Source organism: Hylemonella sp. GW821-FHT12C09 (genome assembly GCF_058807395.1).
Map to the genome: position 1 here is coordinate 37,786 of NZ_JBXAQQ010000003.1, position 15,994 is coordinate 53,779.

Below are 15,994 nucleotides of genomic sequence, written 5' to 3' on the forward strand. Positions count from 1 at the left end.
TGTGATCCGTTGGCGACGGCTCACATCATAAAGGAAGCTGTTCAGCCCTGACGCCAGGGCAGGTCGTGGTAGCGCCAGCCTCCTTTGCGGCCGCGGTGCGCCGAATCGTCGGGATCGCCTTCGAAACCTTCCAGGATGTTGTAGGCCTCCAGGCCGAGTTCCGTGGCGCGTCGCGCCGCGGCAATCGAGCGCACGCCACTGCGGCAGAGCAAAACGGCTTTCTGGCCGGCGGCCACGGCGGTCCGCAGGCCCGCGTCGAAATCAGGGTTGAGGGCCATGCCGGGCCATTGTTTCCAGGCCAGCGCGACGCTCCCTGGCACGAACCCCACCCACTCGCGCTCGGCGTCTGTACGGACGTCCACCAACACGGCCTCGCCGGCCTGCACCCAGGACCAGGCCAGCTGCGGCGTGATGTTGCCCGCGTAGCCCTGGGCGGGCCGCACGGCCATGAGCGCCGCGCCATCGGCGTCGTGGCGCAAGCCGGAGTGCAGATTGGCCGGCACGGCTTCGTCGATACGCCTGGGCTTGGGCAGGTGCAGGTTGTCCATGATGGCCTTGAACTCGGCCAGCGACTTGCCGGCCACCCGCGCATTGCCCGCCTTCTCGGCACCGATGGTCGAGTGGCTGCGACCGTGGTAGTCGTGGCCGGGCCAGACCACGGTGTCGTCCGGCAGCGCGAACAGAACCTGGGTCAGGCTGTTGTAGAGCGCCTCGGAGCTGCCGGACTGGAAGTCGGTGCGGCCGCAGCCGTTGATCAGCAGGGTGTCGCCGGTGAAGACGTGGCGCTGGCCTTCCGACTCCCAGACGTAACTCATGCTCCCGGCAGTGTGCCCGGGGGTGTGCAGGGCGCGCATGTGCTGGCCGCCGAAGCGCAGCTCGGCGTCATCCTGCAACTGGATGGCTGCCGTGCGGATGCCGCAGGCCTCGGGGGCCGCGGTCAGGGCGCCGGTGTGTTCCACCAGCAGGCCGGCGCTGGTGACGTGGTCGGCATGGGCGTGGGTTTCCACCACCAGCATGAGCTGCAGTCCGTATTCGCGCAGCACGGCGAGGTCGCGTTCGAGCTGATCGTCGACCGGGTCGATGATGAGTGCCTCCCGGCTGTCGGTGTCGAACAGCAGGTAGGTGTAGGTGCTGGAGGCCGGATCGAAGAGCTGGATCGGTTTCATGGGGCGGGCAGTCATCCGGGCAGGACGCGAGAGCAAGCCCCAAGGATACGCAAAAAACGAGGGCCGCGTCACTTGCATGACGCGGCCCTCATGGCGGGGCAAAAGGGTCAGGGATCAGACGATCTTGACGCTCAGGTTGGGTAGGCCGTCGATGTGCATCTCGATCACGTCGCCCTTGACCACGGGCCCGACGTTCTCGGGCGTGCCCGAGTAGATGATGTCGCCGGGGAAGAGCTCATTGGCCTGGGACAACTGGCTGATCTGCTCGGCCACCGACCAGATCATCTGGTTCAGGTTGGCGTTCTGCTTGACCTGGCCATTGACCTTGAGCCAGATGCTGCCTTTGGTGAAGTGGTCGACCTGGCCGAGCTTGTGTACAGCACCGATGGGCGCCGACTTGTCGAAGCTCTTGCCGATCTCCCAGGGCTTTTTCTGATCGCCCATGGCGCGCTGCAGGTCTCGGCGTGTCATGTCCAGGCCCAGGGTGTAGCCGTAGACCAGATCGAGCGCCTTTTCCACCGGGATGTTGCGTCCGCCCTTACCCAGGCAGGCCACCAGTTCGGCCTCGTAGTGGTAGTTCTTGGTCAGGGTCGGATAGGGGTGGTCGGCCACGGTGCCAGCGGCCACGTACTGGATGGCGTCGGTCGGCTTCTGGAAGAAAAAGGGCGGTTCGCGGTCCGGGTTGGAGCCCATCTCAATCGCATGGGCCCGGTAGTTGCGGCCGATGCAATAGATGCGGCGGACGGGGAACATTTCATCGCTGCCGACGATGGGGATATAGGTGTCGCTGACCTCGAAGGGGGTCTTGGCCTTGTTCTGCGCCACGCCTGGCAGGGCGCAGCCGGCCAGCGCACCGGTGGTGACCAGGGCCGTGTTCTGGAAAAAATGTCGTCTGTCCATGAAAGTCTCCTCGTTGGAAATGATTTTGATGTGGGTGAGCACAACAGATTTGTACCAGTGTCCGCAGCGGAATGGGTGTCGATTAGTGAAAACAGTTTCCCTCGAAGTGTGTGCAATATTGGTGAAAACCCCTAGGTGTATTCCTCGGCGCACAGGCGCAGAATCCGGCCGGACAGTAAGTAAACTGATTGTTCTGCCCCCCACTAGGAGATCACCTTGACCGACAACAAGACCCCCAATCGCCGTAGCCTGCTCAAGGGCGCTGCCGTCGCCGCTGGCGCCATGGCCGCCCCCATGGTCGCTACCGCACAGACCACCACCTCCCTGCGCTTTCAGAGCACCTGGCCGTCCAAGGACATCTTCCACGAGTACGCCATGGACTTCGCGTCCAAGGTCAACGCCATGTCCGGCGGCAAGCTCAAGATCGAAGTGCTGCCCTCGGGCTCCGTCGTGCCGGCCTTCCAGCTGCTGGAAGCCGTGAACAAGGGCACCCTGGACGGCGGCCACGGCGTGGTGGCCTACCACTACGGCAAGCAGTCCGCGCTGGCCCTGTGGGGCTCCGGCCCGGCCTTCGGCATGGACCCCAACATGGTCCTGGCCTGGCACAACTACGGCGGCGGCAAGGCCCTGCTGGATGAGATCTACAAGTCCATCAACATGGACGTCGTGTCCTACCTGTACGGCCCCATGCCGACCCAGCCCTTCGGCTGGTTCAAGAAGCCGATCGCCAAGCTCGCCGACGTGAAGGGCACCAAGTTCCGCACCGTGGGCCTGGCCGTGGACATGTACACCGACATGGGCGCCGCCGTGAACCCGCTGCCCGGCGGCGAGATCGTGCCGGCCCTGGACCGCGGCCTGATCGATGGCGCCGAGTTCAACAACGCCTCCTCCGACCGCCTGCTGGGCTTCCCCGACGTGGTGAAGAACTGCATGCTGCAGAGCTTCCACCAGTCCGGCGAACAGTTCGAGATCCTGTTCAACAAGGGCAAGTACAACTCGCTGCCGGCGGAACTCAAGGCCATGATCGACTACGGCGTGCAGGCCGCCAGCGCCGACATGAGCTGGAAGGCCATCGACCGCAATTCCAAGGACTACGTCGAACTCAAGAAGGGCGGCGTCAAGTTCTACAAGACGCCCGATGCCATCCTGCAGGCGCAGTTGGCTTCCTGGGACAAGATCATCGAGAAGAAGGGTGCCGAGAACGCGCTGTTCAAGAAGGTGATCGAGTCGCAGAAGGCCTACGCCGAGCGCACCACCGCATGGCAGAACGACTATATGGTCGACTTCAAGATGGCCTCGCGCCACTACTTCGGCAAGAAGCCGGCCAAGAAGGCCTGATGGCCTGAGCGGCTAAAATCCGCTGTTCCCCGCTGAGGGCGCTGTGGTGTGAGCCATGGCGCCCTCGGCTCATTCTGACACTCTGACTTCAACCTGACCTGCTGGATCCCTATGCAGAATTTCCTACTCGCGGTCGACCGCCTGTCCACCTGGATAGGCAAGATCTTCGCCTGGACCGCCCTTATTCTCACGCTCATGATCAGCTGGGAAGTGTTCTCACGCTACGTGCTGAACCAACCCCATGCCTGGATGCTCGATTTCCAGATCATGATGTACGGCACCCTGTTCATGACGGCCGGCGCTTACACGCTGTCCAAGAACGGCCATGTGCGTGGCGACGTGCTCTACGGCTTCTTCCGGCCGCGCACGCAGGCCACCCTGGACCTGATTCTCTATTTCATCTTCTTCCTGCCCGGTATCACCGCGCTGACCTGGGCCGGCTGGACCTACTTCAACGAGTCCTTGGCCATCCGCGAGCAGACCTTCTCGGCCGAGCCGCTGCCGATGTACCCCTTCAAGTTCATCATCCCGCTGTCGGGCGGCATCCTGCTGCTGCAGGGCATCGTCGAGATCATCCGCTGCATCCAGTGCATCCGTGACGGCGAATGGCCGTCACGCGAGGAGGACGTGGAGGAAGTCGACGTCGAAAAGCTCAAAGCCATGGTCCACGTGAAAGACGAAGACATCCAGGCGCTGGACAAGTACGTCGTGAAGGAAGGCGCCCACAAATGAAAATCCGCAAAGAACTCTGGTTTGGCTTCAGCCTCATGGGGCTGATCATCCTGGCCGCCCTCGGCATGCTGCTGGGCGCCGAAAAGATCAGCAACGGCCACGTCGGCCTGCTGATGCTCTCCCTGGTGGTCGTGGCCATCATGCTGGGTTTCCCCACGGCCTTCACGCTGATGGGCATGGGCATGATCTTCACCTGGATCGCCTACGAGGAAAACACGACCAAGACGCTGGACCTGATGGTGTCTGCGGCCTTCAAGGTCATGAGCAACGACGTGCTGATCTCGATCCCGCTGTTCGTGTTCATGGGCTACCTCGTCGAGCGCGCCAACCTGATCGAAAAGCTGTTCCGCAGCCTGCACCTGGCCCTGGCCCGTCTGCCCGGTGCGCTGGCCGTGGCCACGCTGGTGACCTGCGCCGTGTTCGCCACCGCCACCGGCATCGTCGGTGCCGTGGTCACGCTCATGGGCCTGCTGGCCCTGCCGCAGATGCTGCGCGCGGGTTACGACGTCAAGATGTCGGCCGGTGCCATCACGGCCGGTGGCTGCCTGGGCATCCTGATCCCGCCCTCGGTCATGCTGATCGTCTATGGCGCGACCGCCGGCGTGTCGGTGGTTCAGCTCTATGCCGGTGCCTTCTTCCCGGGCCTCATGCTGGCCGGCCTGTACATCGTGTACGTGATCGTCGTCGCCAAGCTCAAGCCGCACATGGCGCCCCCGCTGTCGGAGAAGGAGCGCTACATCCCGCTGCCGCCGCTGATGGAGAAGGTGGCCCCCTCGCATTCCGCGCGTGCCCTGCCGGCCCTGCTCAAGGCCCTCAAGGGCCAGCGCAATGCCGAAGTGCCCACCAGCTACATCCTGAAGCAGCTGGGCGTGGTGCTGTTGCCGCTGATCCTGTTCCTGTTCGTGGCCCTGTGGAGCTACGCCAGCGTGACCAGCGTGGCGCCGGTCGAGGAGACCTCCACCCTGCAAAGCATGGGCGATGGCGAGGAAGCTGTCGGCCAGGCCGCTGACGAGGACAGCCTGGCGGCGCCTCCGGGCGGCGATGCCGACGATGCCAAGGAACCATCCGGTGCTGCGGCCGCCGTGAAGGCCGAGGCCGACGCCAAGGAGCCGGCCGCTGCTGCTCCGGCTGCCGCTGCGGCTCCCGCGGCCACCAGCCAGCCGGCCCCGGCCGGCTACTGGATCGGCGTGGGTGCGGGGGCGCTGGCCATGCTGGCGTACTACGGCCTGCTGAGCTTCACGCGCCTGGAAGTCTTCAAGATGCTGCTGACCAGCTTCTTCCCGCTGCTGGTGCTGATCCTGGCGGTGCTGGGCTCCATCGTGATGGGCCTGGCCACGCCGACCGAAGCGGCTGCCGTCGGCGCCCTCGGCGGCTTCCTGCTGGCTGCCGCCTACAAGCAACTGACGCTGGATGTGGTGAAGGAAAGCGTGTTCCTCACGGCCAAGACCTCGGCCATGGTGTGCTGGCTCTTCGTCGGCTCGGCCATCTTCTCCGCCGCCTTCGCCCTGCTGGGCGGCCAGGAGCTGGTGGAGAAGTGGGTGCTGTCGATGAACCTGTCCAAGACCGAGTTCCTGGTCCTGAGCCAGGTCATCATCTTCATCCTGGGCTGGCCGCTGGAATGGACCGAGATCATCGTGATCTTCATGCCCATCTTCATCCCGCTGCTGGACAACTTCGGTGTCGATCCGCTGTTCTTCGGCCTGCTGGTGGCGCTGAATTTGCAGACCGCCTTCCTGAGCCCGCCGGTGGCCATGGCTGCGTTCTACCTGAAGGGGGTCAGCCCGCCGCACGTGACGCTGAACCAGATCTTCGCCGGCATGCTGCCCTTCATGGGCATCCAGGTGATCGCCATCATCCTGCTGTATCAGTTCCCGGCCATCGGCCTGTGGCTGCCGCAGATCCTGTACAAGTAATCAGCACAGCTTGCTGCAGAACGATCAAGGGGCGCGTTTGCGCCCCTTTTTCTTGGTCGGTCGGCACGAAAACGTTAAGATTGACGTTTACGTAAACGTCAATGTGGGTTCAGCATGACCGACCTGTCCGCCGACTTCAAGGCCCTCGCGAACTACCGTCCCACGCACAAGGTGCGATTCGTCACCGCGGCCAGCCTTTTCGACGGGCACGATGCGGCCATCAACATCATGCGGCGCATCCTGCAGAGCATGGGCGCCGAGGTCATCCACCTGGGCCACAACCGTAGCGTGGACGAGGTGGTTACGGCAGCACTGCAGGAAGACGTGCAGGGCATCGCCATCAGTTCCTACCAGGGCGGCCACGTCGAGTACTTCAAGTACATGATGGACCTGCTCAAGGCGCGCGGTGGCGGGCACATCCAGGTTTTCGGCGGCGGTGGCGGGGTTATCGTCCCCAGCGAGATCCGAGAACTGCAGGCTTACGGTGTCACGCGCATCTACAGCCCCGAAGATGGCCAGCGCATGGGCCTGGCCGGCATGATCGGCGAGATGGTCATGCGCTGTGACCGTGACCTCAGCACCCTGGCGCCGAAGAAGATCGAGGCCTTGCAAGGCCATGGTGAGGCCGCCTGGCGCGCGCTGGCCCAGCTCATGACCGCACTCGAGAACGGCAGCGCCGATGCGGGCTTGGTCAGCCGCCTGCGTGAGCAGGCCGCCGCCAGGAAGGTTCCTGTGCTGGGCATCACCGGCACCGGCGGGGCTGGCAAGAGTTCACTGACCGACGAGCTGATCCGCCGCCTGCGCCTGGACCAGGGCGACGCCCTGCGTGTGGCCGTGATCAGCATCGACCCCTCGCGCCGCAAGAGCGGCGGCGCCCTGCTGGGCGACCGCATCCGCATGAACGCCATCTCGCCCTGGGCGCAACGTGCCCCCACGCTCCCCACTGCGTGTGGTTCGCTGCCCCCCGAGGGGGCTGGTATCGCCTTGGGGCGGCCCGGCGGCGATACCGGCGCGCGGGTTTTCATGCGTTCGCTCGCCACGCGCGATGCCGGCAGCGAGATCAGCGCGGCCCTGCCCGATGTGGTGGCCGCCTGCAAGTGCGCGGGCTTCGACCTGATCGTGGTCGAGACCTCGGGCATCGGCCAGGGCGACGCGGCCATCGTGCCCCATGTGGACGTGCCGCTGTACGTGATGACACCCGAGTTCGGCGCCGCCAGCCAGCTCGAGAAGATAGACATGCTGGACTTCGCCGAGTTCGTGGCCATCAACAAGTTCGACCGCAAGGGTGCGCCCGACGCGCTGCGCGACGTCGCCAAGCAGGTGCAGCGCAACCGCGAAGCCTGGAGCACCCCGCCCGAACAGATGCCGGTCTTCGGCACCATGGCCGCGCGCTTCAACGACGACGGTGTGACCGCGCTCTACCAGGCCCTCAAGGTGCGCCTGGGGGCTCTGGGCCTGAAGCTTGACGCCGGGCGTCTGCCGCTTGTGAGCGTGCGCCACAGCAGCAATCAGAGCCCCATCGTGCCCGGTGCCCGCACGCGTTACCTGGCTGAGATTTCCGACACCGTGCGCGGCTACAAACGCCGTGCGCGGTCCCAGGCCCGGCTGGCCCGCGAGATCCAGCAGCTCAATGCGGCGGCGGCCATGCTCAAGCAGGACAAGCCCGACCGTGCCAAGGCCGCCGAGGCAGCGATCGATCTGGCCCAATCGCGCGAACTGCAGATGGATGCCGACGCCAGCCGCCTGCTGGCCCAGTGGCCGGCCATGCAGCAGGCCTATGCCGGTGACGAGTACGTGGTGAAGATCCGCGACAAGGAGATCCGCACCGCGCTGACCACCAAGTCGCTCTCGGGCACCACCATCCGCAAGGTGGCGCTGCCGCAATACGAGGACCACGGCGAAATCCTCAAGTGGCTGATGCTGGACAACGTGCCGGGCAGCTACCCCTACACGGCCGGCACCTTTGCCTTCAAGCGCGAGAACGAAGACCCCACACGCATGTTCGCTGGCGAGGGCGACCCCTTTCGCACCAACAAGCGCTTCAAGCTCTTGAGCGCCAACATGCCGGCCAAGCGCCTGTCCACCGCCTTCGACTCGGTCACGCTCTACGGCAACGACCCGGACCCGCGCCCCGACATCTACGGCAAGGTCGGCAACTCGGGTGTGAGCATTGCCACGCTGGACGACATGAAGGTGCTTTACAGTGGCTTCGATCTCTGCGACCCGGCCACCTCGGTCAGCATGACCATCAATGGCCCGGCGCCCACCATCCTGGCCATGTTCATGAACACGGCCATCGACCAATACCTGGCCAAGTTCAAGACCGACAACGGCCGCGCGCCGACCGACACCGAAGCCGAAAAGATCCGTGAGTGGGTGCTGGAGAACGTGCGCGGCACCGTGCAGGCCGACATCCTCAAGGAAGACCAGGGGCAGAACACCTGCATCTTCTCCACCGAGTTCTCGCTCAAGGTCATGGGTGACATCGCCGAGTACTTCGTGCACCACCGCGTGCGCAATTTCTACAGCGTGTCCATCTCGGGTTATCACATCGCCGAAGCCGGCGCCAACCCCATCAGCCAGCTGGCCTTCACGCTGTCCAACGGCCTGACGCTGGTGGAGGCCTATCTGGCGCGCGGCATGCACATCGACGACTTCGCGCCCAACCTGAGTTTCTTCTTCTCCAACGGCATGGACCCCGAGTACACGGTCATGGGCCGGGTGGCGCGTCGTATCTGGGCCGTGGCCATGAAAGAGAAGTACGGTGCCAATGAGCGGTCGCAGAAGTTGAAATACCACATCCAGACCAGCGGCCGCAGCCTGCACGCGCAGGAGATCCAGTTCAACGACATCCGCACCACGTTGCAGGCCCTGATCGCCATCTACGACAACTGCAACTCCTTGCACACCAACGCCTTCGACGAGGCCATCACCACGCCGACCGAAGATTCCGTGCGCCGCGCCATGGCCATCCAGCTCATCATCAACCGGGAGTGGGGGCTGGCCAAGAACGAGAACCCCAACCAGGGCGCCTTCATCATCGAAGAACTGACCGAGCTGGTAGAAGAGGCCGTGCTGGCCGAGTTCGAACGCATCAGCGAGCGCGGCGGCGTGCTGGGTGCCATGGAGACCGGTTACCAGCGCGGCAAGATCCAGGACGAGAGCATGACTTACGAGATGCTCAAGCACACGGGCGAGCTGCCCATCATCGGCGTCAACACCTTCCGCAATCCGCACGGCGACACCGTGATGGAGAAGCTGGAACTGGCGCGCTCGACCGACGAGGAAAAGCAGAGCCAGCTCAAGCGCCTGGCCGAATTCCACGCGCGCCACGCGGCCGAGGCGCCGGCGCAGCTGCAGCGCCTGCAGCAGGCCGTGATCGAGAACAGGAATGTCTTCGCCGTGCTGATGGATGCGGTGCGCGTCTGCTCCCTGGGCCAGATCACCACCGCGCTGTTCGAAGTCGGCGGGCAGTACCGCCGCAATATGTAGCGTCTACTGCCTGGCGGCCAGCGGCAGGTTGAGCAGCAGGTTCTGCGGCTTGAGGCGCAGCAGGCCCTGCGCGTTCATGGCCAGGCCCAGGTAGACCGGTTTGCCCGCCAGCTCGGCCTGCATCTGGGCCGGGTCGGCAAAACTCAGGCGGAACAGGCTGACCAGGCGCTGCATGCGTTCGGGCTCCACCGCCCGCTCTTCGTACAGGTCGTTGAGGATGGCCGTGGCCTCGGCGTCCAGGCCGATGTGCCAGCGCCACGCCGCGTCGTCCACGCGCGCCAGCGGCTCGATCGTGACTTCCACGCCCAGCAGGTGTTGCACCCAGAGTTCCAGCACCCGCGCCAGCGCCTTCAGGCCGCTGCGCGCGCGCGTCATGCGCAGGGTCAGGCCGTGGCTCAGCTCCTGCTGCACCTCGTGGGTGAGGTCCAGCAGGTAGTGGTAACGCTCGCTGCGTTCCCAGTAACGCGCGGCGTTCGATGCATCGAGCACGGCCAGCTCGGCCTCGCGCAGCCGCGACTTGTTTTCCATCAGCAGGCGGCCGATCTCGCCCAGGCCGGCGTTCTCGCTGTACAGGTCCACCACGGCCTGGTCGGCGGCCAGCACCTGGCCCTCCTGCACGGTCAGGCGCTGCGGGCGGAACAGCAGCTCGGCCGCGCGCAGCTGCTGTGCGTCCTCGTTGTCCGCCAGCAGGCCGCGCAGCATGGCCTGCACGATGAGGTCGATGAAAAGCGGAGGGATGGTGATGCGGCCGCTGCGCATGAGCTGCAGGTAATAGGCCTCCAGCGTGCCGGCAGCCAGCAGCGCGTCGCGGAAGCTCAGGAAGAGCTGGTAGTTGTCGCGCGCATCGGCATCCTTGAAACGGGCCAGGGTGTCCGGCGCGACCGACTGCAGCGGGTCGTCGCGCAGGGCCGCATGCAGCTTGCGCTCGGCCTTGCAGGACTCGGGCACCAGGGCCAGCTCGGGCCGGTCGAGGAACAGGCGCAGGTAGTCCGGCGTGACGAGCAGCCAGCCCTGCGCATTGCGTTGCAGGCGGTCGTAAGCGCAGGAAGGCCAGAAGTTCATGGCCGTGCCGCCTGCATGGGGGCCGCAGGGATCAGCCGGCCCTGGGCCAGCAGCTGCAGCGTGCGCAGCGCGAGGAAGGCGATCACGCCCGAGGCCAGCGCCAGACCGGTCCCGGCGATAGCGGGTGGCCAGCCGCCGCGCTGCACCACCTCGATCAGGGCGGCCGCAAAGGCCGCCACGGGGAAGGAGAAGGACCAGAAGCCGATGGCAAAGGGCACCTGGCGCCACCATTTGTAGCGCGCCAGCACGGCCACCAGCGGGCCGGCCGCGATGCCCAGGCCGATGATGAGGAGTTCACCCGGCAACTGCGGCCACAAGGTGGCCACGGCCAGCGTGCCCACGGTGGCCGGTGCCAGCTCCAGGCCGATGGTGGGGCGCATGGCTTCGGGCATGGCGCCTTCGAAGAGGCGGTTGAGCACACGGATCTCCAGCAGCGCCCAGCTGGCCAGGCCCATGCCGAAGAGCAGGGCGGCCCAGCCCGGGTAGCCCAGGGTCTGCAGCGCCATGCCGCCGACCAGGCCGCCGGCCACCGGCGGCACATACAGCGCGGGGGTTACGGCGCCGGCGGGCAGGCTGGCCGTGGTGATGATGGCCACGATGCGGATGGCGATCACGCCCTGTAGCGCCAGCGTGGCCAGGGTGAAGAGCAGCCAGCCCGTGTGGCCGGGTGTGCCGAAATAGATGACGCAGAGCAGGAGGGACAGCGGGATCAGCGCCATCAGCGAGCCGGCCAGGGCGTGGGTGAACTCGGCGACGATGGTCTGGGGGTGACGCAGGGTCTTGGCCAGGTAGATCAGCAGCAGGACGGCCAGCAGGACCAGGGCAGACCAGGCCAGCAGGTCGCCGACGTCACGGGCCCAGGCCCAGCCGAATGGCGTGGCACGGCGCCAGGCGCCGCCGAGCGCCAGCAGGCCCACGGGGATGGCAAAAAGACCGACAGGAAAACGCGGGAGCCAGGACGGGATATGCATGCGCCCGATGCTAGCAGCACAGCGGGCCGCACCAGCGGCTCAGTGGTTGCTGAGCTCGCCCGGGATGGTCTCTTCGTCCAGTTCGTCGTCGACCGGGTTGACGGCGTAGGGGATCAGGGGCTTGTCCAGCGGGCGCAGCTTGTGGCGGCGCAGTGCACGCAGGGACTTGGAATGCTCCATGGCCTGGAGCACGATCTCCGGCTCCATCATGAGGCTGAAGGGGTTGAGCGAAATAGGGTTGGTTCTCACAGGTTTTCCTTGCATCACATCGTCTGCGGATGTGGTGCAATCACTCTAGGCCCCATGTCAGCCAACTTGAATCGGCATCTGCCGGTTTCGCGTGTCGGAATTTACCTGACAAGCACCTCTGCTGCGCCTGACACCCGCCCTCAGCCGGCCGCGCGGATCATCGCGGCGGCTTTCTCGGCCATCATGATCACCGGTGCGTTGGTGTTGCCGCCCACCAGGCCGGGCATGACCGAAGCATCCACGACCCGCAGGCCCTGCAGTCCGTGGACGCGCAGCTGCGCGTCCACCACGTCCATCGTCCCCGGTCCCATGCGACAGCTGCCCACCGGGTGGTAGATGGTGTCGGCGTGGTTGCGGATGAAGTCCTCGATCTGCGCGTCGCTGCGCGCCACCGCCGAGGCCGGCAGCTCGCGCGCGCCGAAACGCGCCAGCGCCGGTTGCGACAGGATGCTGCGCATCAGCTTGAAGCCGCGGATCAGCCGGTCCATGTCGTCGCGCTCGGCGAGGAAGGCCGGGTCGATCAGCGGCGCGGCCAGCGGGTCGGCGCTGGCCAGGCGTACGCTGCCGCGGCTTTTCGGGCGCAGCAGGCAGACGTGGCAGGAATAACCGTGGCCCGTGGTCGTGGTGCGGCCGTGGTTCACCAGCTTGCCCACCACGAAGTGCAGCTGCAGGTCGGGAATGGCCTCACTGGCCTGGCTGCGGATGAAACCACCGGCCTCGGCGAAGTTGGTGGTCAGCATGCCGCTGCGCTGGCGGCGCCACTCGAAGATGCCGCGCACCATATTGAGCGCGCCCTTGAAGGACAGGCCGAACAGCTCGGTCAGCTGCGGCGCGTCGTAGACCAGCACCACGTCCACATGGTCCTGCAGGTTGCGGCCCACGCCGGGTAGTTCGTGCTGCGGTGTGATGCCGTGCGCGCGCAACTCATCTGCCGCGCCGATGCCCGAGAGCATCAGCAGCTGGGGCGAGAGCAGGGCGCCGGCACTCAGTAATACCTCGCGCTGGGCGCGCAGTTCGCGCTTGCTGCCGTTCTGGACGAACTCCACGCCCACGGCGCGCTTGCCTTCCAGCAGGATGCGCGTCGCGTGCGCACCGGTGATCACCTGCAGGTTGGCACGGTCCCGGTGGGGCGTGAGGTAGGCCTTGGCGGCGCTGTAGCGCTCGCCGTTCTTGTGCGTGACCTGGTACAGGCCCACGCCTTCCTGTTCGGCGCCGTTGAAGTCGAGGTTGTGCGCATAACCGGCCTCCACGCCGGCCTGCACGAAGTCCGGGCTGTGGCGGTTGGGGCTGCGCAGATCCATCACATTGAGCGGGCCGCCGCTGCCGTGGAAATCGTCCGCACCGCGTTCGTTGTGCTCGGCGCGCTTGAAAAAGGGCAGCACATCGGACCAGGCCCAGCCCGGGTTGCCCTGCGCGGCCCAGTCGTCGTAGTCGCGCGGGTGGCCGCGCGTGTAGATCATGGCGTTCACCGAACTGGAACCGCCCAGCACCTTGCCGCGCGGCTGGTAACCGCGCCGGCCGTTCAGGCCGGCCTGGGGCACGGTCTGCAGGCCCCAGTTGGCCTGGCCGCTCTTGGCCAGCAGGGCCAGGCCGGCCGGGCAGTGGATCAGCACGCTGTCGTCGGGCGGGCCGGCCTCCAGCAGCGCCACCTGCACGCCCGGGTCTTCGGACAGGCGAGCCGCCAGGACGCAGCCGGCCGAGCCGCCGCCAATGATGATGTAGTCGTACATGAACAGTCTCCCGCTGCCGGCATGTTAGCGACAGACCCCCGTTTGCCGCCCCGGGTGATACCCGCATGCCGGCTTGACTTGCATCAAGAGCCGCGTGCAAACCCCCTGGTCAGTCCGGTCCGGCAAGGCATACTGCCAGCATGCGACTGGCCTTGTTGTCCGACCTTCATGCCAACCTCCAGGCCCTGGAGGCCTGCCTGGCACATGCCCGGGCGCAGGGTGCCGACCGGCTGGCTTTCCTGGGCGACCTGGTCGGTTATGGTGCCGATCCGGGGCCCGTGGTGCGTCGCGTCATGGACCTGGCCGACGAAGGGGCCCTGGTGCTCAAGGGCAACCACGACGACATGGCGGCCCACCCCCCCCCGGGCAACACCACCCTGGGCGAGAGCACGGCCTGGTGGACGCACGAACAGCTCGATGTCGTGCAGCGCGCCTTCCTGGCCGGGCTGCCCATGACCGTGCAGGACGATCGCGTGCTGCTGGTGCACGCCACGGCCGATGAACCCGCGCTGTGGCGTTACGTCTACGACGCGCAGGTGGCCGCCCTCAGCCTGGAGGCCGCCAGCGCGCTGCAGGGCGTGCGTTACGTCTTTGGCGGCCACGTGCACCGCCAGACGCTCTATTACCGCGGCGCGGACGACAGGCTCATCTCCTTCGTGCCCACGGCCGGCGTGGCGGTGCCGGTGTCCGCGCGGAGGCACTGGCTGGCCACCATCGGCTCGGTCGGCCAGCCGCGCGACGGCAGCCCCAAGGCCATGTATGCCGTGTTCGACACCACGCAGGCGCAGCTGACCTTCCACCGCGTGGCCTATGACCACCATGCCGCCGCCGAGGCCATCCGCGACGCCGGGCTGCCCGATTTCTTTGCCGACCGACTGGAGCTGGGACGATGAAATTGCTGGAGCCTGGCAGCGAACTGGACGGTTTCGTGGTGGAGGAGGGTCTCCATTACGGCAGCATGGCCCACATCTACCGTGTGCACTACGCCAGCGGCGCGGCCGATCCCGGCTTCCCCATGGTCATGAAGGTGCCGCGCATGGCCGAGGGCGACGGTGCCGAGAACATCGTGAGCTTCGAGGTCGAGCACCAGATCCTGCAGGCCCTGAGCGGGCCGCACGTGCCGCGCCTCGTGGCCGCCGGTGACCTGGAGCGCCTGCCCTACCTGGTCATGGAGTACGTGCCCGGCCGCACCCTGGACCACTGGCTGGAGCAGCCCGAGCCCACACCCGTCGATGAGGTGGTGGCCCTGGGCGTGGCCCTGGCCCACGCCGTGCACAGCCTGCACCAGCAGAACACCGTGCACCTGGACCTCAAGCCCGCCAATGTGCTGGTGCGCGAAGACGGGCGTGTGGTACTGCTGGATTTCGGCCTGTCCTGCCACGCGCACTACCCCGACCTGCTGGCCGAGGAGATGCGCCGCGCGGTCGGCTCGCCGGCCTGGATGGCCCCCGAGCAGGTGGTGGGCGTGCGCGGTGACCCGCGCAGCGATGTCTTCGCCATCGGCGTCATGCTCTACCAGCTGCTCACGCGTGAACTGCCCTTCGGCGCACCCGTGACCAGCGGCGGCTTGCGCCAGCGCCTGTGGATGGAGCCGCCGCCGCCGCGCCGTTACCGCACCGAGCTGCCGGCCTGGCTGCAGGAAGTGGTGCTGCGCTGCCTGGCGCCCGAGGCCGCGCAGCGCTACCCGTCCGCAGCCCATCTGGCCTTCGACCTGCAGCACCCCGAGCAGGTGCGCGTGAGCGCGCGCGGCGAGCGCCAGCACGGCGCCGGGGCCTGGTTCCTCTTCAAGCGCTGGGTGCGGGCGGCCGGTCTGCACTACCAGCCCAGCCCCCTGCCCGAGCGCCAGATCGCCGAAGTGCCCATCGTGCTGGTGGCCGTGCCGCACCAGGATGTGAGCGACGCCACGCTCTATTCGCTGCGCGAGGCGGCCGCACGTTCGCTGGGCACGCGGCCCGGCGCCCGCCTGGCCTGCGTCTCGGTGATCTCGCCCGGCGCGACCAGCTCGGTCAGTGAGCGCGACAGCGAAACCAGCGTGCACCGGCGCTACCTGACACAGCTCAGGCTGTGGGCCCAGCCGCTGGAGCAGACGGGGTACCAGACCTCCTGCCACGTGCTGGAGTCGGGTGACGTGGCGCAAGCGCTGATCGACTACGCGCGCGGCAACCGCGTGAGCGTCATCGTCATGGGGGCGGCCACGCACGGCCTGAAGACCCAGCGTTTCATCGCCACCGTGCCCATCAAGGTGGCCATGGATGCGCCCTGCACCGTCATCCTGGTCAAGCAGGCCCTGCCCTTCGAGCAGTTGGCCGTCCCGGGCAAGGAGAAGAAGGACGATGGCGACGTGCCGTTCTAAAAGCTAAGAACGCGCCAGTGAGTGTGCGCCGCGCAGCCGGCCGTTCCAGGGCACCCGCGGATCTGGCTTTGCCAGTCCGCCAGGTGCG

12 protein-coding genes and 1 pseudogene are annotated in these 15,994 nt (G+C 66.5%); 6 read left to right on the forward strand and 7 right to left on the reverse strand.

Annotated features, from left to right (window positions below; genetic code table 11):
* Nucleotides 1-41: 41 nt before the first annotated feature.
* From AC1RRP_RS06040 to AC1RRP_RS06050, 3 genes and pseudogenes are all read right to left on the reverse strand, one after another.
* Nucleotides 42-449: a rhodanese-like domain-containing protein gene (locus AC1RRP_RS06040; RefSeq protein ID WP_493034882.1), complete on the reverse strand. Its 408-nt coding sequence runs from the start codon at nt 447-449 to the stop codon at nt 42-44.
* A gap of 204 nt (nt 450-653) precedes the next feature.
* Nucleotides 654-1,244: pseudogene (locus AC1RRP_RS06045) on the reverse strand (MBL fold metallo-hydrolase); the annotation flags it as partial.
* Nucleotides 1,245-1,280: 36 nt separating this feature from the next.
* A complete protein-coding gene (locus AC1RRP_RS06050) occupies nt 1,281-2,066 on the reverse strand; it encodes a fumarylacetoacetate hydrolase family protein (RefSeq protein WP_322276986.1) in 786 nt (261 codons plus the stop codon).
* 216 nt (nt 2,067-2,282) lie between these two features.
* On the opposite strand from AC1RRP_RS06050, the gene AC1RRP_RS06055 reads away from it, so the two are divergent.
* From AC1RRP_RS06055 to icmF, 4 genes are all read left to right on the forward strand, one after another.
* Entirely contained in the window at nt 2,283-3,404 is a 1,122-nt protein-coding gene (locus tag AC1RRP_RS06055; protein WP_493034217.1) for a TRAP transporter substrate-binding protein, read from the forward strand.
* Between the two features lie 111 nt (nt 3,405-3,515).
* On the forward strand, nt 3,516-4,136 hold the full coding sequence (locus AC1RRP_RS06060) for a TRAP transporter small permease subunit (protein WP_493034218.1): 621 nt from the start codon (nt 3,516-3,518) through the stop codon (nt 4,134-4,136).
* Nucleotides 4,133-6,049 carry a TRAP transporter large permease gene (locus AC1RRP_RS06065; protein WP_493034219.1) on the forward strand — a complete coding sequence of 639 codons (1,917 nt, stop codon included), beginning with the start codon at nt 4,133-4,135 and terminating at the stop codon, nt 6,047-6,049. The genes AC1RRP_RS06060 and AC1RRP_RS06065 overlap by 4 nt, the downstream gene beginning before the upstream one ends.
* A 114-nt stretch (nt 6,050-6,163) precedes the next feature.
* Nucleotides 6,164-9,541, forward strand: a complete 3,378-nt coding sequence (gene icmF / locus AC1RRP_RS06070; RefSeq protein WP_493034220.1) for a fused isobutyryl-CoA mutase/GTPase IcmF — start codon at nt 6,164-6,166, stop codon at nt 9,539-9,541.
* Between the two features lie 3 nt (nt 9,542-9,544).
* Here icmF and AC1RRP_RS06075 read toward each other — a convergent pair whose 3' ends face one another.
* The 4 genes from AC1RRP_RS06075 to AC1RRP_RS06090 all read right to left on the reverse strand — a co-directional run bounded on the left by AC1RRP_RS06075 (nt 9,545) and on the right by AC1RRP_RS06090 (nt 13,553).
* Nucleotides 9,545-10,603: a DUF6352 family protein gene (locus AC1RRP_RS06075; RefSeq protein ID WP_493034222.1), complete on the reverse strand. Its 1,059-nt coding sequence runs from the start codon at nt 10,601-10,603 to the stop codon at nt 9,545-9,547.
* Nucleotides 10,600-11,574, reverse strand: a complete 975-nt coding sequence (locus tag AC1RRP_RS06080) for an SLAC1 family transporter (RefSeq protein WP_493034223.1) — start codon at nt 11,572-11,574, stop codon at nt 10,600-10,602. Before AC1RRP_RS06080 ends, AC1RRP_RS06075 begins: the two co-directional genes overlap by 4 nt.
* Nucleotides 11,575-11,613: 39 nt before the next feature.
* Nucleotides 11,614-11,823 (reverse strand): hypothetical protein, encoded by a 210-nt coding sequence (locus tag AC1RRP_RS06085; RefSeq protein WP_057673989.1) that lies wholly within the window; start codon nt 11,821-11,823, stop codon nt 11,614-11,616.
* Between the two features lie 140 nt (nt 11,824-11,963).
* Complete coding sequence (locus AC1RRP_RS06090; protein ID WP_493034224.1) at nt 11,964-13,553, reverse strand: GMC family oxidoreductase; 1,590 nt, start codon at nt 13,551-13,553, stop codon at nt 11,964-11,966.
* A gap of 140 nt (nt 13,554-13,693) precedes the next feature.
* Between AC1RRP_RS06090 and AC1RRP_RS06095 the strand changes: the two genes are divergently transcribed.
* Together AC1RRP_RS06095 and AC1RRP_RS06100 are read left to right on the forward strand one after the other, a co-directional pair.
* On the forward strand, nt 13,694-14,446 hold the full coding sequence (locus AC1RRP_RS06095) for a metallophosphoesterase family protein (RefSeq protein WP_493034225.1): 753 nt from the start codon (nt 13,694-13,696) through the stop codon (nt 14,444-14,446).
* On the forward strand, nt 14,443-15,906 hold the full coding sequence (locus AC1RRP_RS06100; RefSeq protein WP_493034226.1) for a serine/threonine protein kinase: 1,464 nt from the start codon (nt 14,443-14,445) through the stop codon (nt 15,904-15,906). Before AC1RRP_RS06095 ends, AC1RRP_RS06100 begins: the two co-directional genes overlap by 4 nt.
* Nucleotides 15,907-15,994: the final 88 nt, after the last annotated feature.

Excerpts from the sequence above, each read along its gene's own strand:
- AC1RRP_RS06100 (WP_493034226.1), top strand. The coding sequence starts at position 14,443 with ATGAAATTGCTGGAGCCTGGCAGCGAACTGGACGGTTTCGTGGTGGAG.
- icmF (WP_493034220.1), top strand. The coding sequence starts at position 6,164 with ATGACCGACCTGTCCGCCGACTTCAAGGCCCTCGCGAACTACCGTCCC.
- AC1RRP_RS06060 (WP_493034218.1), top strand. The coding sequence starts at position 3,516 with ATGCAGAATTTCCTACTCGCGGTCGACCGCCTGTCCACCTGGATAGGC.
- AC1RRP_RS06050 (WP_322276986.1), bottom strand. The coding sequence starts at position 2,066 with ATGGACAGACGACATTTTTTCCAGAACACGGCCCTGGTCACCACCGGT.
- AC1RRP_RS06075 (WP_493034222.1), bottom strand. The coding sequence starts at position 10,603 with ATGAACTTCTGGCCTTCCTGCGCTTACGACCGCCTGCAACGCAATGCG.
- AC1RRP_RS06040 (WP_493034882.1), bottom strand. The coding sequence starts at position 449 with ATGGCCGTGCGGCCCGCCCAGGGCTACGCGGGCAACATCACGCCGCAG.
- AC1RRP_RS06095 (WP_493034225.1), top strand. The coding sequence starts at position 13,694 with ATGCGACTGGCCTTGTTGTCCGACCTTCATGCCAACCTCCAGGCCCTG.
- AC1RRP_RS06090 (WP_493034224.1), bottom strand. The coding sequence starts at position 13,553 with ATGTACGACTACATCATCATTGGCGGCGGCTCGGCCGGCTGCGTCCTG.
- AC1RRP_RS06065 (WP_493034219.1), top strand. The coding sequence starts at position 4,133 with ATGAAAATCCGCAAAGAACTCTGGTTTGGCTTCAGCCTCATGGGGCTG.
- AC1RRP_RS06080 (WP_493034223.1), bottom strand. The coding sequence starts at position 11,574 with ATGCATATCCCGTCCTGGCTCCCGCGTTTTCCTGTCGGTCTTTTTGCC.